Source organism: Acinetobacter sp. ANC 4216 (genome assembly GCF_004331195.1).
GTDB classification, from domain to species: Bacteria; Pseudomonadota; Gammaproteobacteria; order Pseudomonadales; family Moraxellaceae; genus Acinetobacter; species Acinetobacter kookii.
Window position 1 is genome coordinate 130761 of the sequence record NZ_SJOC01000006.1, and the last position, 24490, is coordinate 155250.

Annotated in this window: 15 protein-coding genes, 2 tRNA genes and 3 rRNA genes; 8 read left to right on the forward strand and 12 right to left on the reverse strand. The window is 46.3% G+C overall.

What is annotated here, in order from left to right; all coding sequences use genetic code 11:
* Positions 1-112 precede the first annotated feature (112 nt).
* The 3 genes from ppc (at position 113) to E0H88_RS06580 (ending at position 5404) form a co-directional block, all read left to right on the forward strand.
* Positions 113-2797, forward strand: coding sequence for a phosphoenolpyruvate carboxylase (ppc, locus tag E0H88_RS06570; RefSeq protein ID WP_092820133.1), 2685 nt, complete (start codon positions 113-115; stop codon positions 2795-2797).
* Between the two features lie 298 nt (positions 2798-3095).
* Complete coding sequence (locus E0H88_RS06575; protein ID WP_131273549.1) at positions 3096-4397, forward strand: solute carrier family 23 protein; 1302 nt, start codon at positions 3096-3098, stop codon at positions 4395-4397.
* A gap of 104 nt (positions 4398-4501) precedes the next feature.
* Positions 4502-5404: a LysR family transcriptional regulator gene (locus E0H88_RS06580; protein ID WP_131273550.1), complete on the forward strand. Its 903-nt coding sequence runs from the start codon at positions 4502-4504 to the stop codon at positions 5402-5404.
* A 32-nt stretch (positions 5405-5436) separates the two neighbouring features.
* Here the strand turns inward: E0H88_RS06580 and E0H88_RS06585 are convergent, their stop codons facing one another.
* Positions 5437-6174 (reverse strand): sulfite exporter TauE/SafE family protein, encoded by a 738-nt coding sequence (locus tag E0H88_RS06585; RefSeq protein WP_131273551.1) that lies wholly within the window; start codon positions 6172-6174, stop codon positions 5437-5439.
* A gap of 497 nt (positions 6175-6671) precedes the next feature.
* On the opposite strand from E0H88_RS06585, the gene E0H88_RS06590 reads away from it, so the two are divergent.
* Positions 6672-7160 (forward strand): hypothetical protein, encoded by a 489-nt coding sequence (locus E0H88_RS06590; protein WP_092820120.1) that lies wholly within the window; start codon positions 6672-6674, stop codon positions 7158-7160.
* Between the two features lie 68 nt (positions 7161-7228).
* Here E0H88_RS06590 and E0H88_RS06595 read toward each other — a convergent pair whose 3' ends face one another.
* From E0H88_RS06595 to ilvD (E0H88_RS06610), 4 genes are all read right to left on the reverse strand, one after another.
* A complete protein-coding gene (locus E0H88_RS06595; protein ID WP_131273553.1) occupies positions 7229-7516 on the reverse strand; it encodes a chorismate mutase in 288 nt (95 codons plus the stop codon).
* Entirely contained in the window at positions 7497-8807 is a 1311-nt protein-coding gene (locus tag E0H88_RS06600) for a hypothetical protein (RefSeq protein ID WP_131273554.1), read from the reverse strand. Before E0H88_RS06600 ends, E0H88_RS06595 begins: the two co-directional genes overlap by 20 nt.
* 69 nt (positions 8808-8876) lie before the next feature.
* Positions 8877-10562 (reverse strand): dihydroxy-acid dehydratase, encoded by a 1686-nt coding sequence (gene ilvD / locus E0H88_RS06605; protein ID WP_131273555.1) that lies wholly within the window; start codon positions 10560-10562, stop codon positions 8877-8879.
* A 367-nt stretch (positions 10563-10929) separates the two neighbouring features.
* A complete protein-coding gene (gene ilvD / locus E0H88_RS06610; protein ID WP_092820124.1) occupies positions 10930-12759 on the reverse strand; it encodes a dihydroxy-acid dehydratase in 1830 nt (609 codons plus the stop codon).
* A gap of 383 nt (positions 12760-13142) precedes the next feature.
* On the opposite strand from ilvD (E0H88_RS06610), the gene fmt reads away from it, so the two are divergent.
* The 3 genes from fmt to E0H88_RS15885 are packed head-to-tail and all read left to right on the forward strand — an operon-like array spanning position 13143 to position 15543.
* The gene (fmt, locus tag E0H88_RS06615) at positions 13143-14102 is read left to right on the forward strand and encodes a methionyl-tRNA formyltransferase (protein WP_131273556.1); all 960 of its coding nucleotides are present in this window, start codon (positions 13143-13145) and stop codon (positions 14100-14102) included.
* On the forward strand, positions 14102-15409 hold the full coding sequence (gene rsmB / locus E0H88_RS06620; RefSeq protein ID WP_131273557.1) for a 16S rRNA (cytosine(967)-C(5))-methyltransferase RsmB: 1308 nt from the start codon (positions 14102-14104) through the stop codon (positions 15407-15409). Before fmt ends, rsmB begins: the two co-directional genes overlap by 1 nt.
* Positions 15385-15543, forward strand: coding sequence for a hypothetical protein (locus E0H88_RS15885; RefSeq protein WP_165493287.1), 159 nt, complete (start codon positions 15385-15387; stop codon positions 15541-15543). The genes rsmB and E0H88_RS15885 overlap by 25 nt, the downstream gene beginning before the upstream one ends.
* Before the next feature lie 72 nt (positions 15544-15615).
* On the opposite strand, the gene E0H88_RS06625 is transcribed toward E0H88_RS15885, so the two are convergent.
* Both E0H88_RS06625 and E0H88_RS06630 read right to left on the reverse strand, forming a co-directional pair.
* On the reverse strand, positions 15616-15759 hold the full coding sequence (locus E0H88_RS06625) for a methionine/alanine import family NSS transporter small subunit (protein WP_086197760.1): 144 nt from the start codon (positions 15757-15759) through the stop codon (positions 15616-15618).
* Positions 15760-15769: 10 nt separating this feature from the next.
* Positions 15770-17248, reverse strand: a complete 1479-nt coding sequence (locus E0H88_RS06630; protein ID WP_131273558.1) for a sodium-dependent transporter — start codon at positions 17246-17248, stop codon at positions 15770-15772.
* Between the two features lie 616 nt (positions 17249-17864).
* Between E0H88_RS06630 and E0H88_RS06635 the strand changes: the two genes are divergently transcribed.
* On the forward strand, positions 17865-18557 hold the full coding sequence (locus tag E0H88_RS06635) for a TIGR04219 family outer membrane beta-barrel protein (RefSeq protein ID WP_131273559.1): 693 nt from the start codon (positions 17865-17867) through the stop codon (positions 18555-18557).
* Positions 18558-18950: 393 nt separating this feature from the next.
* Here E0H88_RS06635 and rrf read toward each other — a convergent pair.
* The 5 genes from rrf to E0H88_RS06660 form a co-directional block, all read right to left on the reverse strand.
* A 5S ribosomal RNA gene (gene rrf / locus E0H88_RS06640) occupies positions 18951-19065 on the reverse strand.
* Between the two features lie 201 nt (positions 19066-19266).
* Positions 19267-22159: ribosomal RNA gene (locus tag E0H88_RS06645) — 23S ribosomal RNA — on the reverse strand.
* Between the two features lie 295 nt (positions 22160-22454).
* A tRNA-Ala gene (locus E0H88_RS06650) sits at positions 22455-22530 on the reverse strand.
* Between the two features lie 38 nt (positions 22531-22568).
* A tRNA-Ile gene (locus E0H88_RS06655) sits at positions 22569-22645 on the reverse strand.
* A gap of 61 nt (positions 22646-22706) precedes the next feature.
* A 16S ribosomal RNA gene (locus E0H88_RS06660) occupies positions 22707-24244 on the reverse strand.
* The 16S, 23S and 5S rRNA genes sit together here with 2 tRNA genes alongside, the layout of an rRNA operon.
* Positions 24245-24490 lie beyond the last annotated feature (246 nt).

Here is a 24490-nt window from a genome sequence, read left to right on the forward strand (position 1 = left end):
CACCTCAATTGCCAGTTTTAGCAACAAAAGATACCGACTTTTGTCTGCCCCCTACTTGGAATGTCATCGAATCGGGGTATATTCAAAAGAGTAGCCTAGGAGAATGAAAAAAATGATTCAACAAATTGATGCTCCACTGCGTGAGGATGTACGCTTACTTGGGAACCTACTGGGAGAAACCCTCAAGGAACATGCAGGACAAGATTTGTTTAATCAGGTGGAGCAGATTCGTGCGCTGTCCAAAGGTGCACGTGATGGGCAGGTGGAAGCCGAAAAACAGCTTGAACAACTTTTTTTAAGTCTGGAAGATGATGAAATTCTTCCGCTCACCCGGGCATTCACCCACTTTCTGAATTTTGCCAATATTGCCGAACAGTACAATGTGGTGCGCAGTCGCCGTAAGAGTGAATTCGATGAAAATGCGCCTTCCCCTAATCCGCTTGATCATCTGTTCCAGAAGTTTAAAGATCACGAAATTTCAGCCGACACGCTATTCCAGCAAATCTGTGAACTGAAAATTGAACTGGTGTTGACTGCGCATCCGACTGAAGTCAGCCGTCGTACCTTAATTCAAAAATATGACGATATTAATGACTGTCTGTTTAAGTCTGATCAACAAAAACTGACCCCACGTGAACGCAAGGCCGTACTGGCAGAACTCAAACAGCTGATTTGTTCCGCCTGGCAGACTGATGAAATCCGCCAGCACCGCCCGACCCCAGTCGATGAAGCGAAATGGGGCTTTACCACTATTGAGCAAACCCTGTGGAATGCAGTTCCCAAGTTTATTCGTGAACTGGATGAAATGGTTGAAGATCACTGTGGCCAGCGTTTACCCCTAACCGTTGCACCGGTGCGTTTTGCCTCCTGGATGGGCGGTGACCGTGATGGCAACCCGAATGTTACGCATAACATTACCCAGGAAGTACTGTGGCTGTCGCGCTGGAAAGCGGCGGATTTATATCTGCGTGATATGGAAGACCTGCGCTGGGAACTGTCGATTCAGAATGCCAGTGATGAACTGTTACAGGCACTGGGTCATAACCACCCCGAACCCTACCGTGAATATCTGCGTGACACTCGCGAACGCCTTAAAGCCACCCGTCACTGGCTGGCGCAAAAACTGCAAGGGCAAGATGCCGATGATAGCCAGGTCATTAAAAGCAAAGATGAACTATTACAGCCTTTATTGCTGTGCTACCGTTCACTGATTGCCTGCAACCTGCCTGAAATTGCCAATGGCAAACTGCTGGACTTTATCCATCGCGTCAACTGCTTTGGCATTGAACTGCTGAAACTGGATATCCGTCAGGAATCCGGTCGCCATCGTCAGGCCATTTCTGCCATCACTGAATATCTGGGTCTGGGCAATTTTGAAACCTGGACCGAACAGGCACGCCAAAACTTCCTGTTGCAGGAATTGCAAAGCAAACGTCCGTTGTTGCCTAAACATCTGAATGAACCGAAACAAAGCCTGATTGAACATCCGGATGTGCAGGAAGTGTTTGCCACCATGCGCACGCTGGCTGAACAGCCGGAAGAAAGCCTGGGCGCATATATTATTTCCATGGCGGAATATCCGAGTGATGTACTCGCGGTCTTACTGCTGCAAAAAGAAGCCGGCATCAAGCATCCGCTGCGTGTGGTGCCATTATTTGAAACCCTGAAAGACCTGGACGGCGCAGCCGCAACCATGAACACCCTGTTTAATATGCATTGGTACAAACAGCATATTCAGGGCAAGCATGAGGTAATGATTGGCTATTCGGATTCTGCCAAAGATGCCGGATTCATGTCAGCCAACTGGGCGCAATACCGTGCGCAGGAAGAACTGACGGCTGTTGCAAAAAAACATGCCGTGCAACTCACACTGTTCCATGGGCGTGGCGGTTCGATCAGCCGGGGGGGCGCACCCACCCAGCAGGCGCTGTTTTCACAACCGCCAGGTTCGATTTCCGGTGCCATCCGCGTGACCGAACAGGGCGAAATGATCCGCTTCAAGTTTGGTCTGGAAGGCATTGCACTGCAAAACCTGGAAATTTATACCGCAGCCACATTAGAGGCAACCTTGTTGCCGCCACCGGTGCCTAAAGATGAATGGCGTCAGTTGATGCATACCATGACCGATTTATCGGTACAGGTCTACCGTCAAACCGTGCGTGAAAATCCGCATTTTGTGAAATACCTGCGTACGGTTACACCTGAACTCGAATTGCAAATGCTGCCGCTCGGTTCACGGCCGGCCAAGCGCAAGGTCAGCGGCGGGATCGAATCTTTACGTGCCATTCCCTGGGTATTTGCCTGGACCCAAATCCGTTTGATGCTTCCGGCATGGCTGGGCACTGGAGCAGCCATTAACCAGATGATTGATCAGGGGCAAAAACAGCTGCTGGATGAGATGCTGCAACAATGGCCGTATTTCCAGACCCTGATTGACATGCTGGAAATGGTCCTTTCTAAAGCCGATAGCCATGTAGCACTCTATTACGAATCACATTTGACCGATGATGAAGATTTAAAAGTTCTCGGAAACGAACTGCGTCAACGCTTAAAAGATGCGGTACAAACCTTGCTGGCTCTGAAAGGTGAATCTCAACTGCTGAGTAGCAATGAAGTGCTGGACCAGTCTATGCGGGTACGCAAACCGTATTTATTGCCGCTGCATTTACTCCAGGCGGAACTGATGAAACGCCGCCGTCGCTATCTGGCAGAACGTCAGGCAGAACATACCCCAGTCGATCATGCCTTAATGGTAAGTATTGCCGGGATTGCGGCCGGACTGCGTAATACCGGTTAAATTCTGATTTTCCATAAAAAAAGCACATTTCCGCAATGTGCTTTTTTTTAACCTTATGGTCAAAAGCTTCCCATTATTTTTTATAAATAAAACAAAAAATATTTATGAATTGATCAAGACATCTTCATTCCTATTAACTGTTGATTTAGCATTATTTTTAAATAATTAAACTTTTACCATATGGTAAAAACACTTGAAAAGTCATGGCATTAGTTTAAACAAAATTTTGTTTCAATGATTAAATCTTCCAAAAAAGAAGCGTATGATGTGCACAATTTGTTTTTAGAGTGCTCAAAAAATGTCCAATTGGTTTCCCAAATGGCGCCCGTATGAAGGCAGCATCGATGCACGTCCTGTCGGTACCAATGAATATCTGCCACCTGCACAGAGTGTTGTATTAGGGGTACAACATGCCTTTGCCATGTTTGGTGCGACGGTACTTGCACCCTTCCTGATGGGTTTTGATCCGAACCTGGCCATTTTAATGTCAGGGATCTGTACCATTCTGTTTTTCCTGATGACCGGGGGACGTGTACCAAGTTATCTGGGGTCCAGCTTTGCCTTTATTGGGGTGGTGATTGCGGCAACAGGTTATGGCGCTTCGGGTACGGGCGCACCCAATGCCAATCTGGCCCTGGCTGCTGGCGGTATTATGGCCTGTGGTGTGCTGTATGCCATTTTTGGCTTTATTGTGATGGCTACCGGCACCAAATGGATTGAAAAACTCATGCCTCCTGTAGTGACCGGCGCTGTGGTTATGATCATTGGCCTGAATTTGGCACCGGTGACGGTTAAAGGCGTGGCGGGGAATAACTTCAATATGTGGATGTCACTGGTCACCGTGATGTGCATGGGCTCGATTGCAGTATTTACCAAAGGCCTGCTGCAACGTCTGCTGTTATTGATTGGTTTATTGCTGGCTTACCTGATTTATTACATTGTTTCCAATGTTATGGGACTTGGCACGCCAATTAATTTCGCTCCAATTCAGCAAGCAGCCTGGTTTGGTCTGCCAACTTTCCATTCGCCGGTATTTGATGCCAATGCCATGCTGATTATTGCGCCGATTGCCCTGATTTTAGTGGCTGAAAACCTGGGTCATATCAAGGCAGTAGGTGCCATGACCGGTGAAAACCTGGATCCACACATTGGCAAAGCCTTTGTTGCCGATGGTCTTGCAACCACTTTATCGGGTGGTGTCGGTGCGCCGGGGATGACCACTTATGGTGAAAATATTGGCGTGATGGCAGTGACTCGTGTCTATTCCACCATCATCTTTGTTTTTGCCGGTGTATTTGCAGTTTTCCTGGGACTTTCACCAAAATTTGGTGCCATTATCCATACCATTCCGACTGCCATCTTAACCGGTGCATCGATTGTGGTGTTCGGTTTAATTACCATTGCCGGGGCAAAAATCTGGATTGAAAACAAGGTGGATTTCTCTAAAAACAAAAACCTGATGGTGGCTGCGGTGACCATTATTTTAGGCACCGGTGACTTTGCCCTGCAATTTGGCAGCTTTAATCTGGGAGGTATTGGTACCGCTACGTTTGCTGCCTTAATCCTGAACTGGTTCTTTAGCTTGGGCGATAAATCATAAAGATAACTACACATTTTCAGGCAGCCGCAAGGCTGCTTTTTTTATGTTTGCGGCTGAGAAAATTTTAGTATGATGGTTCAAATTTCACTGAGCAGACTCAGCAGATGCGTCTCGACTTTTTTGATTTGCAACTTTTCCTGAATATTGTAGATACGGGTAGTTTGACCAAGGGTGCAGAGCGCTCCGCGATTTCCCTGCAAGCCGCCAGTGAGCGGATTAAAAAAATTGAACAGCAGTTTGCTGTGCATTTATTTACCCGACATGCTTCCGGAGTCAAGCTTACCCTTGCTGGACAGGTGTTTGCCTCGCAGGCGCAGATGTTGGTTCACCAGGCTCAACAATTGCAACAGCAGATGCTGCCCTTCGCTACAGGCGCGCAAAGTGCAATGACGCTGTGGTGTAATTCCTCGGCTCAAAGTGAATATCTTCCCCTGCTTTTACCCTCTTATTTGCTTGAAAACCCCAATATCCAGATTGAGCTAAAAGAAGCGGAAAGTAACGACATTATTCAGGCACTGGAAAATGGCAGCGCACAGCTCGGCTTGATTTCAGGTTTTTTTAATTCAAAAAAGTTACAAACCCTAGAGTTTTCCGATGATCCTCTGGTGCTGATTTGCCCCAAGGATCATGAACTGCAGCAGCAATCCGCCCTGCAATTAGCCGATGTGCTGAATTATCCCTTTGTCGGCCTGATGCAATATCATTCCTTGCAGCAATCAATCGAAACCCAAGCCAAATTACTGGGCTGTTCAATTCAGTACCGTTTACGCTTACCCAATTTTGCTGCGATTGCTCAGGTCGTTGCCAATGGCGTCGGGATTGCCATTATGCCGAAACGCGCAGCCAATCGTTTACAGTCAGTTTATTCTTTTCAGCAAATTGAACTGACTGGAGACTGGGCCAATCGCAAGCTGTTACTGGCAGCAAAAAACTTTGATACTTTGCCAATCGCTTATCAACATTTCAGTCAGTTTTTAGTTTCCCATACATCCAGATTGCCGAGTTAAAAACTTTTGCTCAGATGGCTTTATTGCTGACTTTAAAGCAGACCCAACTGATGCAGCACCATATAACCACCAAAAATGACCAGCCCGCAAAAGAATACTTTACGAAATTTTTGTTCGGGAATGCGATAGCGAATTTTGGTTCCCACCCACATTCCCACCAAGGCCGGAAGCAGGGCAATAAATGACATCTTATAGTCGATAGGAATATTTTCCACCGGATGCTGATGCAGAAATACAGCCAGACAAATCGTGGAGGTGGTAAATGCTAAACCCAGCGACTGCACCAGGTCATCACGTTTGAGATGCAACGATTGTAAGTAAGGCACCACAGGAATAACGACCACACCAGTAGCGACTGTGAGTGCCCCGCCCAAATATCCCATAATCGGAGATAACCATTTTTCATGCGCGGCCAGATTGGGCATGTTCTTGGCAAATAGACCGTACAAACCATACAAGGCCAGCATTCCACCGAGCAGCGCCTCACTCTGAAATTCTCCATGTCCTAGTGTAGGAAAAATACTCCAGATGGAACCAACCACAATGCCCAGCAACAACGGCCAAAAGCGACGAACCAGTTTCAGCACCTGACCTTCAGCAAACAGTTGCCAAAAATTGGTCACCATCGACGGTACGATCAACAAAGTGGCTGCTTGAAAGGGACTGATAAAAATCGTCAGTAAGCCCATGGAAACCGCAGGCAAACCCAGTCCAATGGTGCCTTTAATTATGCCTGCAATGGCAAACACCCCAATCACAAAGCCAATCATATTCAACACCCGTTAAATTTTAAGCTGATCATAGGTGACTCAGAGCCCTTTAAAAATCACTATTTTCCAGAGTAAGCCTCAAGAAAAAGTTGAGGCTTTTCAGGCGAAGGAATGTTAAAAAAAAGCACTCTAAATATGACAAAATGTTAATTATTGATTAACAATTGAGCAATTAATTGCATGTTTACATAAAAATTCCATCAATTAATAACATATTATTAAGTTTTTCTTAACTGTATGATTTATGAACTATCTTGGGTTTATTTTTTGCCCTGATTGCAGCAAATTTAGCGCTTTTTTCAGCCTAAAACGGTCTTTTTTTAATCTAAAACGGGTGGATTTTCAAACAAAAGCTCTTTAAAGTACGCGCTTCGCATGAATGGGCTATGTAATAACATAGCATTTGTACCATTGAGAGAAAAAATATTCGGGTTTTAGTTCTGAAAATGCTGTCTATTTTTTCTAAAAGCAATTGAAGATAAGGTAGAGATTGAAGAATGATTTATGATGGACATCATAGCAATATGATTAACACTGCAGATCAGAATACTGCAGTAATCTCCCAAAATTTCCAGAAAAACCAGGCAGGTTCAGGCGCTAAAAATTCCAAAAATAAAGGCATTCCCTATCTGGATGTACGTAAATTCACACAGAAGTTACATAGCATGTCGTCAGCGACCAGTACCAAAAAATGTGCGCGAAGTATCCGGATTGCATTGCAGTCTGCGGGTGCCCGAATTTTGAATCATCCGGTGGCAGCGGCAGATTGGGGACATACCCTCCAGACCATTGGCTATAAAAAAATCAATCCATCTTTCGATAATCCGAAAGAAGGCGATATTTATATTATCCACAGAACCCAAAAGCACATTTATGGCCATATTGCTGCCTATACCGGCCGTCAATGGGTGTCTGATTTCAGGCAAAAAAGCCATGCTGTCTATAAGAATGATCAAGTTCGCTATACTTATTACCGCCTGGCGTAATAGATAGACTTCAGCCCTAAGACACCTTTTCAGGTGTCTTACTTTTTATAGACGTTAACAGGGTAAAATTAAGGACGAAATTCTCGCAATTCACGTTGAATAAAACGCTGGATCATTTCACGATATAAGTGTTCCACCAGATCCGGATCGGTGCCCAGGTCCAGTGCTTGTGCTCGTACTTTCTGAATGACCTGTTCTACCCGCTCAGGTGATTGTACGTCCTGTACAGTTCGCTTAAAACGCGCAGCCTGATCGACATAAAATTGACGGATGGCAATCATTTCAATGAGTGCGGTATCAATGGCATCAATCTGTGCACGGGCTTGTTCTAAAGACTCACATTTCTCTTTCTTCATCTTTGCTGTCATCATTTTCACTTTTATATTGGTCTTCTAAAACATTACTAAAAATACTTTCGATCATCCAGACCCGGTACAGGCTATTAAACACATAACTTTGGCCATCAATGCGCAGTTCGAGCACAGGAAAATCGGGCTGAGACTTCATTTCACAGAGTATGTCATTTTCTTTTAATTTGGCAGCAATATCTTCAGTGCTCAGTTCATTGATCTCTAAATCACGCTTGATCTGGTCAAAATGCGACCTGAATGACAGGTCTTTGCCTTTGGTCCAGACTGCTTGCAAAATGCTGTACATGGCTTCCACACGCTGCTCTTCAGGCACGCTATAAAACAGTTTCGCCATCTCATAAGTTGCTTGCTGGGTAGGACGACAAAACGGGGTAAATTTTACTTCGGTACGTTTGGACAAACGGGTCGCCAGCCCCCAGTCAAACAGGTCTCGTCCGTGATAAGATAGCGGGTAAACATTGAGGTGAATATTATAAAAATTAGCCAGCTCTTCTTTAATATAGGCCAATAATAGCCAGGAAATCGGATCTTCCAGGGCAATATACAAATCCAGTTCCGGATCCAGCGCCTGAATCTCGTTCAGTTCTTCTGCATCACTGATCAGATGTTCGCGCCATTCAATATGGTTAATCAGGAAGATGGGATTGTCGGTCAGCAATTTTTGTTGTTTTAGACGGCGGGTCAGACGCAGCAGATCATCCACCGCATGATATTTGCGTCCACCAAATTCAAAGTAACTGACCAGCACTTCGGCATCGTTAAAAATCCGTTCCGGAAAGTTTTGCGCTGGATGATGGCGGCTGGCCATGGCGTGCAAGGTACGTAATTTTCCATACTGTTTTTGCCACAGCATGTGGAACACGTCTTCAAGTAAATACAGGAAATCTTGGCCGCGTAACGGCGTATTGCGAAGGATGGTTTCTGCTTGAGTGATGGCCTCAAGCGGCGGTTGTTCTGGGGTTTCATGGAAACTAAAGCGATGCTGTTTGGACAGAATTTTGGCATCGTTCAGGCAGTAATTTTGCCACTCCATTTTTGACATGTTATTGGGAGGTTCTGCCGTTCGGCTGGAAATGATCACCTTTAAGGGTTTGATCTCATCACTCAAGATTTCTTCAAGTTCAGGTAACTGCTGTGCAGCCAGATAGCTATAGACATCATCCAGACGCAAGTGGATGGTTAAACCCTGCTCCGTAGATAATTCCACCTGACGGGTCGGCTTTTGGTAAAACCAACTCGATCGAAGTGGATCAAACCAACGGCGTAACAGTGACATGAGATCAGCCTCGAAAAAAAACCCTTGTGTGCTACAAGGGTTTATAACAATTTGTTAGGTAATGATCAATTATACATCTAAATTTAGATCGGTCACTGCCCCTTTTTCCGCACCTGTGGTCAATTTGGCAAACTTCGCCAAAGCACCATAGCGATAATTCGGTTCAGGCTTGACCCAGGCCGCTTTACGCGCCGCCAGTTCTTCATCGGAAATATGCAGCGTCATCTCACGGGTTTCGGCATTAATGGAAATTTTATCGCCATTTTTCACCAGACCAATCGGTCCGCCTTCATAGGCTTCAGGGGTCACATGACCAATTACAAAGCCATGACTGCCTCCTGAAAAACGGCCATCGGTGAGTAGTGCCACCGATTTTCCTAGTCCTTTACCAATAATGGCCGAGGTCGGTTTCAGCATTTCCGGCATACCGGGTCCGCCTTTCGGTCCTTCACCACGAATCACCACCACTTCACCTTCCTGCACTTCACCATCCAGAATACCGCGCATGGCACCAATTTCACCTTCAAACACGCGTGCCGGACCTTCAAAATACAGCCCTTCTTTACCGGTAATTTTTGCTACCGCACCGGTCGGTGACAGGTTGCCTTTTAGCACTACCAGATGCGAGTCTTTTTTAATCGGGGCATCAAAGGGCAGAATAATTTGCTGACCTTCCGGATAATCCTCGACATCCGCCAGGTTTTCCGCCAGGGTTTTACCGGTGACAGTCATACAGGAACCGTCCAGCATGCCGGCATCCAGCATGCGTTTCATCAGCGGCTGAATCCCGCCAATCGCAATCAGTTCCGACATCAGGTACTTACCGGATGGACGCACATCCGCCACCACCGGAATGTCCTTGCCAATGCGCACAAAATCATCCAGGGTCAGTTCCACCCCGGCCGTATGTGCCATGGCCAGTAAATGCAACACGCCATTGGTCGAACCACCCAGTGCAATCAACACTTTAATGGAATTTTCAAATGCCGCCTTGGTCATGATGTCACGCGGTTTAATGTCCAGACGTAACAGATTCATCACCGCTTCACCTGCACGCAGACAGTCGATTTTTTTCTCTTCAGATACCGCTTCCTGCGCCGATGAGCCCGGCAGGCTCATGCCAAGTGCTTCAATGGCGGATGCCATCGAGTTGGCGGTATACATGCCGCCACAGGAACCTGGACCCGGCAGTGCCACTTCTTCAATCTGCTTGACCTGAATTTCATTGATTTCACCCTTGGCATGCTGACCCACTGCCTCAAACACGGAAATCATGTCGGTATGGCCGGCACCCGGTTTAATGGTTCCGCCATAAATAAACAGGCCCGGACGGTTTAAACGTGCCAGTCCCATAATGCAGCCCGGCATGTTCTTGTCACAGCCGCCAATCGCAATCACCCCGTCATAGGCCTGACAACCCACCACCGCTTCAATGGAGTCGGCAATAATTTCACGGGACAGCAATGAGTATTTCATGCCTTCGGTACCATTCGAGATCCCGTCTGAAATGGTAATGGTATTGAAGATAATGCCCTTGCCATTTGCGGCATTCACGCCTTTTTCCACTTCACGCGCCAAGCCATCAATGTGCATATTGCACGGCGTGACATTGGCCCAAGTTGAGGCAATGCCAATAAAAGGACGGCTAAAGTCGGCATCTTTAAAACCGGTGGCACGCATCATGGAACGTGCCGGTGCATTTTCAATCCCTTCATAAACGGGTGCTGAATGTTCGCGGATATTGTCTTTACTCATTGGTTTCTTCCTTGGCGATGACCGATTTTCAGCTTCAGTCTTTGGCAATTTATTCTAAGATCATTGTATAGAAATACCACTCGTGAAGAAAACATATACTCCAGATAAACTCATATCAGATTGAATATTCAAGAACTTAAAATATTAATCGTGACAGGTGACAGGATGTCACCTGTTGTGCTGTGGTATAGGGATATACCATCAGCACAACAAAGGCTTTTTGTTACTTTTGAGCCTTCAAAAGTAAAACATCGTCTACGCAATGCTATTGCAAGAGCACAAAGTAAAATGCGACCGTGCTATTTTCAATAATCAATAAAAAAGCACCCCATCTGGAGTGCTTTCTAAAATTTGTAAAAACTACAAATTAAATTTCACGTACTGCACCTTTCGCCGCACTGGTAGTATGCATGGCATAGGCTTTCAGGGCTTTGGAAATTTTACGTGGACGCTCTTCCACTGGGTGCCAGCCTTTGGCTTCTTGCGCTTCACGGCGAGCGGCCATGGTGGCTTCATCTACAGCCAGGTTGATGGTACGGTTTGGAATATCGATTTCGATTAAATCGCCATCTTCAACCAGACCAATGGCACCGCCTTCAGCCGCTTCAGGTGAAACGTGACCAATCGACAAACCTGAAGAACCGCCAGAGAAACGACCATCAGTTAAAAGCGCACACTCCTTACCTAGACCTTTCGATTTCAGGTAGCTGGTTGGGTACAGCATTTCCTGCATACCTGGACCACCACGTGGGCCTTCGTAGCGAATCACCACGACATCACCGGCTTTAATTTCGTTGCCCAGGATCGCCTCTACCGCAGAATCCTGGCTTTCAAACACACGTGCCGTACCATTGAATTTCAGAATCGAATCATCTACACCGGCAGTTTTGACGATACAGCCATCCAATGCGATGTTACCGTAAAGCACAGCCAGACCACCGTCTTTAGAGAAAGCGTGTTCTGCATTACGGATCACGCCATTTTCACGGTCACCATCTAAACGTGAGTAGTAACGGTCTTGCGAGAAAGCCGTTTGCGTTGGTACACCGCCCGGTGCTGAACGGAAGAACTGGTACACTTCTTCATTTTCAGTACGGATGATGTCCCATTTATCCAAAGCATCTTTCAGGGTTGCTTCATGGACTGTACCGACTGAGGTATCCAGCAAACCGGCACGGTCCAGCTCACCCAGAATAGACATAATGCCGCCGGCACGGTGCACATCTTCCATATGCACATCGTTTTTCGCCGGAGCAACTTTACACAGTACTGGCACTTTACGAGACAAACGGTCGATATCATCCATGGTGAAATCAACGCCTGCTTCATTGGCAGCTGCCAGCAAGTGCAGCACGGTATTGGTTGAACCACCCATGGCGATGTCCAGCGTCATGGCATTTTCATAGGATGCTTTGGTCACCATTGAACGTGGCAGTACGCTGTAATCGTCCTGTTCATAATGACGTTTAGCCAGCTCCACAATTAACGAGCCTGCACGTTCAAACAGTTTTTTACGGTTTGCGTGAGTTGCCAGTGTCGAACCATTACCCGGTAAAGACAGACCCAATGCTTCAGTCAAACAGTTCATTGAGTTGGCTGTGAACATGCCTGAACATGAACCACAGGTTGGGCAGGCAGAACGTTCGTATTCCGCGACTTCTTCGTCGGTATAGTTGTCATCTGCCGCCACGATCATCGCATCGATCAGGTCGATGGCTTTGTCGTTACCGCGGATTTTCACTTTACCCGCTTCCATTGGACCGCCCGACACGAATACCACTGGAATGTTCAAGCGCATCGCAGCCATCAGCATTCCCGGAGTGATTTTGTCACAGTTGGAAATACACACCATGGCATCGGCACAGTGCGCACTGACCATGTATTCAACCGAGTCAGCAATCAGGTCACGTGAAGGCAGTGAATACAGCATACCGTCATGACCCATCGCGATACCGTCATCGACGGCAATGGTGTTGAATTCTTTGGCCACACCGCCTGACGCTTCAATTTGACGAGCCACGAGTTGACCAAGGTCTTTTAAATGAACGTGACCTGGAACAAATTGCGTGAATGAGTTGACGACGGCAATAATCGGTTTACCGAAGTCTTCATCTTTCATCCCAGTTGCGCGCCATAAGCCACGCGCACCCGCCATGTTTCTTCCGTGTGTCGATGTTTTTGAACGATAGTCAGGCATTGTGTTATTCCAACAAAGTTTGTGCTTGAGTTGAATGAGCTCATTCACTCTGGCGAAATCTTACAGATCGAGAGCATGAAATCAGTCGAATTTCGAACCTATCATACACCAAGCCATTGTTTTTCAAGAGGGCATTTTCATCTTAGATATGGGCAGATGGGTCTATAAATTGAACTTCGTGATTTGACGACAAAAATCTTTAACTGAAATCTACTATACCGCCATCCCCGGCCAGACAATGCAAAACTTTCATGAATAATTTTTAAATTTTGCATAAGTTTTTTTTATAAAAATAGACTTCTTCCGTCTGTATTCAGACTCAATTTAGGTGAATAAATGCTTTTGCCTTATAATAGGCATCACGTTTATTTGGAAGCTTTTGTGTGAAAATCATCTTTGCGGGTACACCAGAATTTGCCGCCACTGCATTGGCTGCACTGCTTAAAACCGAACATGACATTGTTGCGGTCTATACTCAACCGGACCGCAAAGCTGGACGAGGACAAAAACTCACGGCTTCTGCTGTAAAGCAGCTGGCTTTAGCCAATAATATTCCGGTCTATCAGCCGCTTCATTTTAAATCTTCGACTGAAGAAGGCTTGGCCGCGCAAGCCGAACTGGCCGCGTTAAATGCCGACGTGATGGTGGTGGCAGCTTATGGCTTGATTCTGCCGCAAGTGGTTCTGGATACGCCTAAATATGGCTGCCTGAACATCCATGGTTCACTGTTGCCACGCTGGCGTGGTGCAGCGCCAATTCAGCGTGCCATTGCCACAGGCGATACTGAAACTGGCGTGACCATTATGAAAATGGCGGCGGGTCTGGACACCGGCGACATGATGTTTAAAACCATCTGCCCGATTGAAGCCAGCGACACCTCTGCAACGTTGCATGACAAACTGGCCGAACAGGGTGCAAGCGCAATTGCAGCTGTTTTAGCATCGGAAGAAAAACTGCAACACTACCTGGCGACCCGTGAAGTGCAAGACGAAGCTTTGACTGTCTATGCGCACAAGCTCAGCAAGGCCGAAGCAGAAATTGACTGGTCTATGGATGCCTTACAGGTTGACCGCAATATCCGTGCCTTCAATCCGTGGCCGGTGGCATTTATCATCCTCGACGAGAAAAACAACTTGCGGGTATGGAATTCCAAGTTATCTCATGCCACTGCGGAAAATGCGCAACCGGGTGAGATCCTTGCTATTGATAAAGATGGCGTCCATGTTGCCTGTGCAAATAACACGGTCATCACGCTGACTGCTTTACAATGGCCGGGCGCTAAACCGCTTAACCCTGTACAAATTTTACAAACCCAAAAACTGACTATTGGACAAATTTTATAATGAAGCAATCTCCCAACGCCTCTACCCGAGATCTCAATTTACGTGCTCAGGTGGTGAAGACGTTATTGGCTGTCCAAAATGGTCAATCGCTGCAATCTGTGCTCGCGCAGCAGATGAACATCGTGTCAGACAAAGATCGTGCTTTGTTCCATGAATTGGTACTGGGTTGTTTACGTCAATGGCATGCATTGAAACAACTGACTTTACCATTACTCTCTAAACCACTGGACAATCAAGTGGTTGAAACTTGTTTGTACCTTGGTTTATATCAATTGCTTTGTACACGTGTGGCTGCCCATGCGGCCATTTCAGAAACCGTTGAAGCGACCAAACAATTGGGCATGGAAAGTTTAAGTGGCGTGGTCAATGCCATTTTACGTCGTGCCACCCGTGAAACTGAGCAGTTCTATGACGTGCTTGAACAAGCAACGAATTTACCAAGCTGGTTGTCTAAACGTCTGAAAAAAGACTGGGGCGATCAATTTGCACAGCTCAGCTATGAGCTGAAACAGGTTGCGCCACTGACTTTACGCGTCAATACTCGCCAGGTTAGCCGGGATGAATATCTGGATATTCTGGAAGATGAAGGCATTGAGGCACATGCCTGCGAATGGTCAAATGTCGGTATCGTTCTGGATCAAAATCTACAGATTCCAAGTCTGCCGGGTTTTGAAGCGGGCGGCTTTTCAGTACAGGATGAGCATGCCCAGCTGTGTGCCACTTTATTGCCGAACTTGAATGGCAAAATGGTGATCGATGCCTGTGCGGCACCGGGCGGCAAAACTGCACACATTTTAGAAAAATATCAGCCGAAAAAACTGATTGCACTTGATCAGGATGAAAAGCGCTTAAAACGTGTGTCTGAAAATCTGGAACGTTTGGTTCTCGATGGCAAAAATGTCGAAATTGTCGCCGCAGATGCCGTGACGTGGACGGCCCCTGAACAAACCGATTGTATTGTGCTGGATGCACCCTGTTCAGCCATTGGCGTGATGCGTCGTCATCCCGATATCCGTTTACTGCGTCAATCGGGTGATATTGCCAAAACAGTCCAGCTGCAAAAACAGATTTTGGACAATATGTGGCAGCAACTCAAAGTCGGTGGCACCTTGCTTTACATCACCTGCTCCATTTTAAAAGCTGAAAATGAACAGCAAATGGTTGAATTCTTTGCTACGCATGCCGATGCCAAAGAAGTGAAAATTGAAGCCGATTGGGGCATTGAACAAATTCACGGTCGCCAATTATTGCCACAAGTGGGTCGTGGTGATGGATTCTTCTATTGCCGTATCCAGAAAACGGCTTAACCGATGTAATGAAAAGAGGTGGCTTAGAGCCACGTGTTTTTATTGGTGTGCCCCGTCCTGCCAGAAAGGTCATTGCACATGCGATCCAGACCTGGTCCTGCAAAATGGTGTGCACCTCTGATGCTGCATTTTAAAAATAAGAAAGCCATTATCATCAATGATAATGGCTTTCTTTTGTAACAGTATGAACTGAAGTCCTTGCAGATTTAAAGCGTGTGCTGATCTTTGACTTCTTCCAGCACTTCATCCAGTTCCTCAGGATGTTTCATCAAGTGCAGAATGGACAAGACCAGTCCGCCCCACAAAAACAGCATGGAAATAATCATCATCACGATTGCAGAAGTATTCATCTTTATTCTCCTAGCGGTCTTTGACGCGAGCCAAAATAAAAGCAATGACAGCACAGAAAATCACGCAGCCCCAGCCAAACAGCCACTGCATGCTTACACTATAATCACCATAGCCTTTTAATAACAAGTTATAAATGGTCATGGTTAAGGTGACCAACAGAATCAACGAGGTAATCACGGTCAGGGTAAAGTCCCAGCCTTTGCCCAAATGTACCGTTGAAATGGCATTGACGTGATTCCGGATTTCAGCCAGTGCCGAACGCTTGAACCAGGCAATACAGATAATCGACAGCAACGCACCGCCGATAATGCCGATGTTATTGATGAAATGGTCAATAATATCCACCAGTTTAATCGAGTTCACACTGGAGAATAAAACAATCGATACCAAGGCACTACCGCCACCAACAATAGTGACCGCTTTCTTACGGCCCCATTTCAGCTTGTCCATCATGGCAGAAATCGGAACTTCCAAAATACTCACCATCGATGAAATGCCAGCCACAAATAAGGACGAGAAGAACAAGATACCGAACAGGTCGGCACCCGCACCCAGGCTGGAAATAATTTTAGGGAATGCAATAAATGCCAGACCAATACCGCCACTCACCACATCCTGAACATTGCTGTTCGCAGCATAAGCCATAAAGCCCAGCGCAGAGAAAATCCCGATACCGGCCAAAATTTCCGTAGAGGCATTAGCAAAGCCCACAATTAAACCCGAACCGGTTAAATTGGTTTTTGGCTTTAAGTAAGAAGCATAAGTCACCATGATCCCGAAACCGACGGACAGCGAGAAGAAGGTATGACCATAAGCAGCCAACCACACCTTGTAATCCATCATGGCAGACCAGTTTGGAGTGAAGAAGGCATTTAAGCCATCGACCGCTCCCGGTAAACGCAGTGCCTGAATCACCAGAATGGTGAATAAAACAAACAGTAATGGCATGAAAATCTTGTTGGAAAGTTCAACGCCCTTTTTCACCCCACCGTATAAAATGATTAAGGTGAGTGCCCAAATTCCTGCCAATGGCCAGAAAATATGGCTCACAAAACGCGGATCAAAACCGGTCGCTTCGCTGGTTTGTAAATAGGTTTTAAAGAAGAAACCTTCCGGATCATTGCCCCACATCTGACCTATGGAGAAGTACACGTAACTGCCTGCCCAGGTCAAAACGCTGGCATAATACAAACCAATAATGATACATACACTGACTTGCCACCATCCCAAGGTTTCACCGCCACGAAACAGTTTACGGTAGGCTTTTGGCGGTGAGCTATTACTTCTATGCCCTACAGCATAATCGAGGAATAACAGCGGTAGGCCTGCCGTAATTAAAGCAATCAAATAAGGAATAAGAAACGCGCCGCCGCCATTTTCATAAGCCACGTAGGGGAAACGCCAAATATTACCTAAACCGACAGCCGATCCGACAGCTGCAATAATAAAGCCGGATCGTGATGACCAGTTTTCACGAGAATCTGTCATAAAACACCTAAACCTTAGGTATCTTTAAATGCTGCTTGTTATCGGGTTTATATCGCAAGCACAAAAAGTACCCTTCAAAAATAATTCTTGTGTTTGATTTAGAGGTCACCTTTTGGGTGCAGTATTCTAAATGGCAAACAGATCAGTAAGGTTCAAATTTTGCTTAAAAATGTTGATCAATACTCATCCTTTATATGAACTTAACAATACTCACTTTTATAAAAATTTTCTGTAATTTATTTACCAAACATTTCATTTTTATAATCTGTTGAGTTTGAATGCTCATTTAATCGGCTGAATTTTAATCCTGCTTTATTATTCACCTATAAACTTCTGGGAATACATAAATTACATATAAAAACCTAAAGTTATCTTAAGATGATTCAATCTGCTTATTTATGGTTGTGAAATAACAATTTAAAAATTAAATGCCACATGCCTTTTTCAACTCGTATGCTAAAGATGAGAGATAAACATTCTGTAATTTTGAGAAACAACAACAATGCAATTTTTAAGCATTCAATATATGATGCGCTATAAATTGGGTCTCAACTCATGCTATTTAACTCACAAAAAGATTTTTCAAAATAACGGATTAAACAATGTCAGGATTCTCATGCGATCATTCAAAATTCTTTGTCTAGCCCTTGGACTGGGCGCGTTCAGTTCCACTCAAGCCGATGTTATTGCGGTCAAAGGCAATATCGATTACTGGCACTACAGCACCGATTTAACCCAACCGGCATCTTCGCTACCACAAGCACAAATGGAAAATGATCAAGCGTTGACATTCTCGGTTGCGCTAGAACATCCGGTGCCATTGTTGCCCAATGCAAAAATCAAACATAGCCATTTACAGGCTGACAGCGATCAAAGTTTGGCGGGTGTAAAAAGCCATCAGGTCGACCTCACTTATACAGATTTCATTCTGTATTATGAAGTGCTGGACAATATTGTCGATGCAGATGTCGGCATTGGTGCCAAACGTTTAAGCGGAGATATTCTGCAAAACTATACCAACACCTTAGATGTGAGTAGCACGCTACCGATGCTTTATGCCCAGGCCGGGGTAAACCTGCCTTTTACCGGTTTAAGTGCAAGAGCTGAAGCCAGTTTTGCTGCACTGGATGATGAGCAAATTAGCGATGCTCAGGCGGAACTCAAATATAATTTCATTCATACCCTGTTACTCGACGTGGGTGCCCGAGTCGGTTATCGCATTCTGGACATTCAGCTGGAAGAAGGCTCAAATGCAGAAACCAAACTCAAATTTAAAGGCTCTTATCTCGGCATAGAAGCACATTTCTAAAGCACTCCTGTACGCTTTTGCTTACATAAACTGCAGAAAATGAAGGCTATGCACGCAGCAAAGTTCAGATTATATTTAACTCATACAGAAACAGGATGTTTCTAAAATAAGAAGAATAAAAGTAAAAACAGCAGGAAGCTGAGGTAGAACAGGAGTGATACCTTTAACCAATACGAAAAAGCCTCGACAGGATGTCGGGGCTTTTTTATGTCCGTATAAATACCTATCAATAGTTAAGGGAACCTAAAATCTTAGCCAATCTTTAGCTCACTAACTTCGTGTTGAATAAAATCACCGCTAAACTCTACGAACCCCTTTTGAATCATTCTTCTTTTTAATAAAAATTCTACGCATAAAAAAAGCCCCCTCATTAGAGGGGGCTTTTGAATAATGAGCTGGCGATGACTTACTCTCACATGGGTAATCCCACACTACCATCAGCGCTAAGAGGTTTCACTTCTGAGTTCGGGAAGGGATCAGGTGGTTCACTCTTGCTATGGTCGCCAGCACAACTGTTTATGGACTTGTTCGGGTCTTATTTAACTGCTTTGCAGTGTATGCCTTACTTGGTACCAAATAAAATTCATTAACAGGTTATATCTGAGTTTCGTATTTTGTTCTTTAGCGTTTACTAAATCAAGTATTTTACTGTTCTTTCGATCAGTTATGAATCGATTAAGCTTTAATACAACAACTGTTTGGGTGTTGTATAGTCAAGCCTCACGAGCAATTAGTATTGGTCAGCTTCACATGTCACCATGCTTCCACATCCAACCTATCAACGTCGTAGTCTTCAACGGCTCTTTAGAGGACATAAAGTCCTAGGGAAATCTTATCTTGAGGTAGGCTTCCCGCTTAGATGCTTTCAGCGGTTATCCCTTCCGAACATAGCTACCCGGCGATGCGACTGGCGTCACAACCGGTACACCAGAGGTTCGTCCACTCTGGTCCTCTCGTACTAGGAGCAGATCCTCTCAAATTTCCAACGCCCACGGTAGATAGGGACCGAACTGTCTCACGACGTTCTAAACCCAGCTCGCGTACCTCTTTAAATGGCGAACAGCCATACCCTTGGGACCTGCTTCAGCCCCAGGATGAGATGAGCCGACATCGAGGTGCCAAACACCGCCGTCGATATGAACTCTTGGGCGGTATCAGCCTGTTATCCCCAGAGTACCTTTTATCCGTTGAGCGATGGCCCTTCCATACAGAACCACCGGATCACTAAGACCTACTTTCGTACCTGCTCGACTTGTGGGTCTCGCAGTTAAGCGCGCTTTTGCCTTTATACTCTACGCGTGATTTCCGACCACGCTGAGCGCACCTTCGTACTCCTCCGTTACTCTTTAGGAGGAGACCGCCCCAGTCAAACTACCCACCAGACATGGTCCTCGTCCCGGATAACGGGACAGAGTTAGAACCTCAATATTACCAGGGTGGTATTTCAAGGACGGCTCCATCAGAACTGGCGTCCTGATTTCAAAGCCTCCCACCTATCCTACACAAGTAAGATCAAAGTTCAATGTCAAGCTGCAGTAAAGGTTCACGGGGTCTTTCCGTCTAGCCGCGGGTACACCGCATCTTCACGGCGATTTCGATTTCACTGAGCCTCTGCTGGAGACAGCGCCCCCATCATTATGCCATTCGTGCAGGTCGGAACTTACCCGACAAGGAATTTCGCTACCTTAGGACCGTTATAGTTACGGCCGCCGTTTACTGGGGCTTCGATCAAGAGCTTCGCTTACGCTAACCCCATCAATTAACCTTCCAGCACCGGGCAGGCATCACACCCTATACGTCCACTTTCGTGTTTGCAGAGTGCTATGTTTTTAATAAACAGTTGCAGGGGCCTGGTTTCTGTGGCTGCTCTCAGCTCAGGAAGCAAGTTCCATCACCAAAAGCAGCGTACCTTCTCCCGAAGTTACGGTACCATTTTGCCTAGTTCCTTCAGCAGAGTTCTCTCAAGCGCTTTGGTCTACTCGACCTGACCACCTGTGTCGGTTTCGGGTACGATTCCAGTGTAACTGAAGCTTAGAGACTTTTCCTGGAAGTATGGTATCAGCCACTTCACTGTACAAGTACAGCTTGCTATCAGATCTCAGCATAGAGCACCCCGGATTTGCCTAAGATGCATGCCTACTTCCTTCCACCTGGACAACCAACGCCAGGCTGACTTAACCTTCTCCGTCCTCTCATCGCATTACACTGAAGTATTGGAATATTAACCAATTTCCCATCGACTACGCCTTTCGGCCTCGCCTTAGGGGTCGACTCACCCAGCCCCGATTAACGTTGGACTGGAACCCTTGGTCTTTCAGCGAGCGGGTTTTTCACCCGCTTTGTCGTTACTCACGTCAGCATTCGCACTTCTGATACCTCCAGCAGACTTCTCAATCCACCTTCATCGGCTTACAGAACGCTCCCCTACCACGTATACAATGTATACATCCGCAGCTTCGGCACATAGTTTTAGCCCCGTTACATCTTCCGCGCAGGCCGACTCGACTAGTGAGCTATTACGCTTTCTTTAAAGGGTGGCTGCTTCTAAGCCAACCTCCTAGCTGTCTATGCCTTCCCACATCGTTTCCCACTTAACTATGATTTTGGGGCCTTAGCTGGCGGTCTGGATTGTTTTCCTCTTGACTACGGACGTTAGCACCCGCAGTCTGTCTCCCGGATAGTACTCATTGGTATTCGGAGTTTGCATCGGTTTGGTAAGTCGGGATGACCCCCTAGCCGAAACAGTGCTCTACCCCCAATGGTATTCGTCCGAGGCGCTACCTAAATAGCTTTCGGGGAGAACCAGCTATCACCGAGTTTGATTAGCCTTTCACCCCTATCCACAAGTCATCCCCTGGCTTTTCAACGACAGTGGGTTCGGTCCTCCAGTCAGTGTTACCTAACCTTCAACCTGCTCATGGATAGATCACCCGGTTTCGGGTCTATACCCAGCAACTAAACGCCCTATTAAGACTCGATTTCTCTACGGCTCCCCTATACGGTTAACCTTGCTACTGAATATAAGTCGCTGACCCATTATACAAAAGGTACGCAGTCACCGAACAAGTCGGCTCCCACTGCTTGTATGCATGCGGTTTCAGGATCTATTTCACTCCCCTCACAGGGGTTCTTTTCGCCTTTCCCTCACGGTACTGGTTCACTATCGGTCAGTCAGGAGTATTTAGCCTTGGAGGATGGTCCCCCCATATTCAGACAAGGTTTCACGTGCCTCGCCCTACTCGACATCATCATATAAGCCCTTTCGTGTACAGGACTATCACCTACTATGGTTGCACTTCCCAGAGCATTCCACTAAAGCTGATATGACTTAATGGGCTTTTCCCCGTTCGCTCGCCGCTACTGAGGGAATCTCAATTGATTTCTTTTCCTAAGGGTACTGAGATGTTTCACTTCCCCTCGTTTGCCTCATACACCTATGTATTCAGTGTATGATACCTACCTTATGGTAAGTGGGTTCCCCCATTCAGAAATCTCCGGATCACAGGATATTTGCCGCCTCCCCGGAGCTTATCGCAGGCTATTACGTCTTTCATCGCCTCTGACTGCCAAGGCATCCACCACATGCACTTAATTACTTGACTATACAACCCCAAACAGTCGTTTGATCCTACAAGTCAGATCAACCAACATAACAGTTTAGAGCACTGTGAACTTAATCACTGTACAGCTTCAATTAGATTCATATACCAAAACGCTTGATTCAGTTTAATCGCTAGTAACTCATTTCTTGTAGTTGCCTACTTAAAACGAGTATGAACAATTTATTTCAACTCAAATATATTCTGTTAATGATTAACTGCCATCTCGTCGATGCACAGTAAACTGTGATAAATCACAGAGGTTAATAAGTATGAACTTACTAAGCTCTATAATCTATGGTGGAGACTAGGAGAGTCGAACTCCTGACCTCCTGCGTGCAAAGCAGGCGCTCTACCAACTAAGCTAAGTCCCCAGCTTATCAATAAGTCAATGTATCGTATGAGTATGTCATGGTGGGTCTGACAAGACTTGAACTTGTGACCCCACGCTTATCAAGCGTGTGCTCTAACCAACTGAGCTACAGACCCTCAGATACATCGTCATGAAGAACAACTTGTTGTGGATTCTTACCAATCGTCAATCTTTCGTTAAGGAGGTGATCCAGCCGCAGGTTCCCCTACGGCTACCTTGTTACGACTTCACCCCAGTCATCGGCCACACCGTGGTAAGCGTCCTCCTTGCGGTTAGACTACCTACTTCTGGTGCAACAAACTCCCATGGTGTGACGGGCGGTGTGTACAAGGCCCGGGAACGTATTCACCGCGGCATTCTGATCCGCGATTACTAGCGATTCCGACTTCATGGAGTCGAGTTGCAGACTCCAATCCGGACTACGATCGGCTTTTTGAGATTAGCATCCTATCGCTAGGTAGCAACCCTTTGTACCGACCATTGTAGCACGTGTGTAGCCCTGGTCGTAAGGGCCATGATGACTTGACGTCGTCCCCGCCTTCCTCCAGTTTGTCACTGGCAGTATCCTTAAAGTTCCCGGCATGACCCGATGGCAAGTAAGGAAAAGGGTTGCGCTCGTTGCGGGACTTAACCCAACATCTCACGACACGAGCTGACGACAGCCATGCAGCACCTGTATCAGAGTTCCCGAAGGCACCAATCCATCTCTGGAAAGTTCTCTGTATGTCAAGACCAGGTAAGGTTCTTCGCGTTGCATCGAATTAAACCACATGCTCCACCGCTTGTGCGGGCCCCCGTCAATTCATTTGAGTTTTAGTCTTGCGACCGTACTCCCCAGGCGGTCTACTTATCGCGTTAGCTGCGCCACTAAAGCCTCAAAGGCCCCAACGGCTAGTAGACATCGTTTACGGCATGGACTACCAGGGTATCTAATCCTGTTTGCTCCCCATGCTTTCGTACCTCAGCGTCAGTATTAGGCCAGATGGCTGCCTTCGCCATCGGTATTCCTCCAGATCTCTACGCATTTCACCGCTACACCTGGAATTCTACCATCCTCTCCCATACTCTAGCCTCCCAGTATCGAATGCAATTCCTAAGTTAAGCTCAGGGATTTCACATCCGACTTAAAAAGCCGCCTACGCACGCTTTACGCCCAGTAAATCCGATTAACGCTCGCACCCTCTGTATTACCGCGGCTGCTGGCACAGAGTTAGCCGGTGCTTATTCTGCGAGTAACGTCCACTATCCGGTAGTATTAATACCAGTAGCCTCCTCCTCGCTTAAAGTGCTTTACAACCAAAAGGCCTTCTTCACACACGCGGCATGGCTGGATCAGGGTTCCCCCCATTGTCCAATATTCCCCACTGCTGCCTCCCGTAGGAGTCTGGGCCGTGTCTCAGTCCCAGTGTGGCGGATCATCCTCTCAGACCCGCTACAGATCGTCGCCTTGGTAGGCCTTTACCCCACCAACTAGCTAATCCGACTTAGGCTCATCTATTAGCGCAAGGCCCGAAGGTCCCCTGCTTTCTCCCGTAGGACGTATGCGGTATTAGCATCCCTTTCGAGATGTTGTCCCCCACTAATAGGCAGATTCCTAAGCATTACTCACCCGTCCGCCGCTAGGTCAGTTACCGAAGCAACCTCCCCCGCTCGACTTGCATGTGTTAAGCCTGCCGCCAGCGTTCAATCTGAGCCATGATCAAACTCTTCAGTTTAAAATCATTAGTAGCTTATGGCTACAAATCTTGGCTCATCAATTTTCTGACAAAAAATTTGCTCAAATAAACTTCGAGTAATTTCTACCATCAATCAATGAAAATAATTTCGATCAATCAACCAGTAAAAATCCACACAAGTTGTTCTTCATAATCTCTTAATGATCTTTCCAACACCTCGTCAGTGCCAGAAGCTGGATTCAATAAACTTAACAACTCAACGCTTCGCGCTTCGTTCGTTTCCGT

What these genes read in the sequence shown, in the direction of transcription:
- ppc (WP_092820133.1), top strand. Translation starts at nt 113, where the DNA reads ATGATTCAACAAATTGATGCTCCACTGCGTGAGGATGTACGCTTACTT.
- E0H88_RS06575 (WP_131273549.1), top strand. Translation starts at nt 3,096, where the DNA reads ATGTCCAATTGGTTTCCCAAATGGCGCCCGTATGAAGGCAGCATCGAT.
- E0H88_RS06580 (WP_131273550.1), top strand. Translation starts at nt 4,502, where the DNA reads ATGCGTCTCGACTTTTTTGATTTGCAACTTTTCCTGAATATTGTAGAT.
- E0H88_RS06585 (WP_131273551.1), bottom strand. Translation starts at nt 6,174, where the DNA reads ATGATTGGCTTTGTGATTGGGGTGTTTGCCATTGCAGGCATAATTAAA.
- E0H88_RS06590 (WP_092820120.1), top strand. Translation starts at nt 6,672, where the DNA reads ATGATTTATGATGGACATCATAGCAATATGATTAACACTGCAGATCAG.
- E0H88_RS06595 (WP_131273553.1), bottom strand. Translation starts at nt 7,516, where the DNA reads ATGAAGAAAGAGAAATGTGAGTCTTTAGAACAAGCCCGTGCACAGATT.
- E0H88_RS06600 (WP_131273554.1), bottom strand. Translation starts at nt 8,807, where the DNA reads ATGTCACTGTTACGCCGTTGGTTTGATCCACTTCGATCGAGTTGGTTT.
- ilvD (WP_131273555.1), bottom strand. Translation starts at nt 10,562, where the DNA reads ATGAGTAAAGACAATATCCGCGAACATTCAGCACCCGTTTATGAAGGG.
- ilvD (WP_092820124.1), bottom strand. Translation starts at nt 12,759, where the DNA reads ATGCCTGACTATCGTTCAAAAACATCGACACACGGAAGAAACATGGCG.
- rsmB (WP_131273557.1), top strand. Translation starts at nt 14,102, where the DNA reads ATGAAGCAATCTCCCAACGCCTCTACCCGAGATCTCAATTTACGTGCT.
- E0H88_RS06625 (WP_086197760.1), bottom strand. Translation starts at nt 15,759, where the DNA reads ATGAATACTTCTGCAATCGTGATGATGATTATTTCCATGCTGTTTTTG.
- E0H88_RS06630 (WP_131273558.1), bottom strand. Translation starts at nt 17,248, where the DNA reads ATGACAGATTCTCGTGAAAACTGGTCATCACGATCCGGCTTTATTATT.
- E0H88_RS06635 (WP_131273559.1), top strand. Translation starts at nt 17,865, where the DNA reads ATGCGATCATTCAAAATTCTTTGTCTAGCCCTTGGACTGGGCGCGTTC.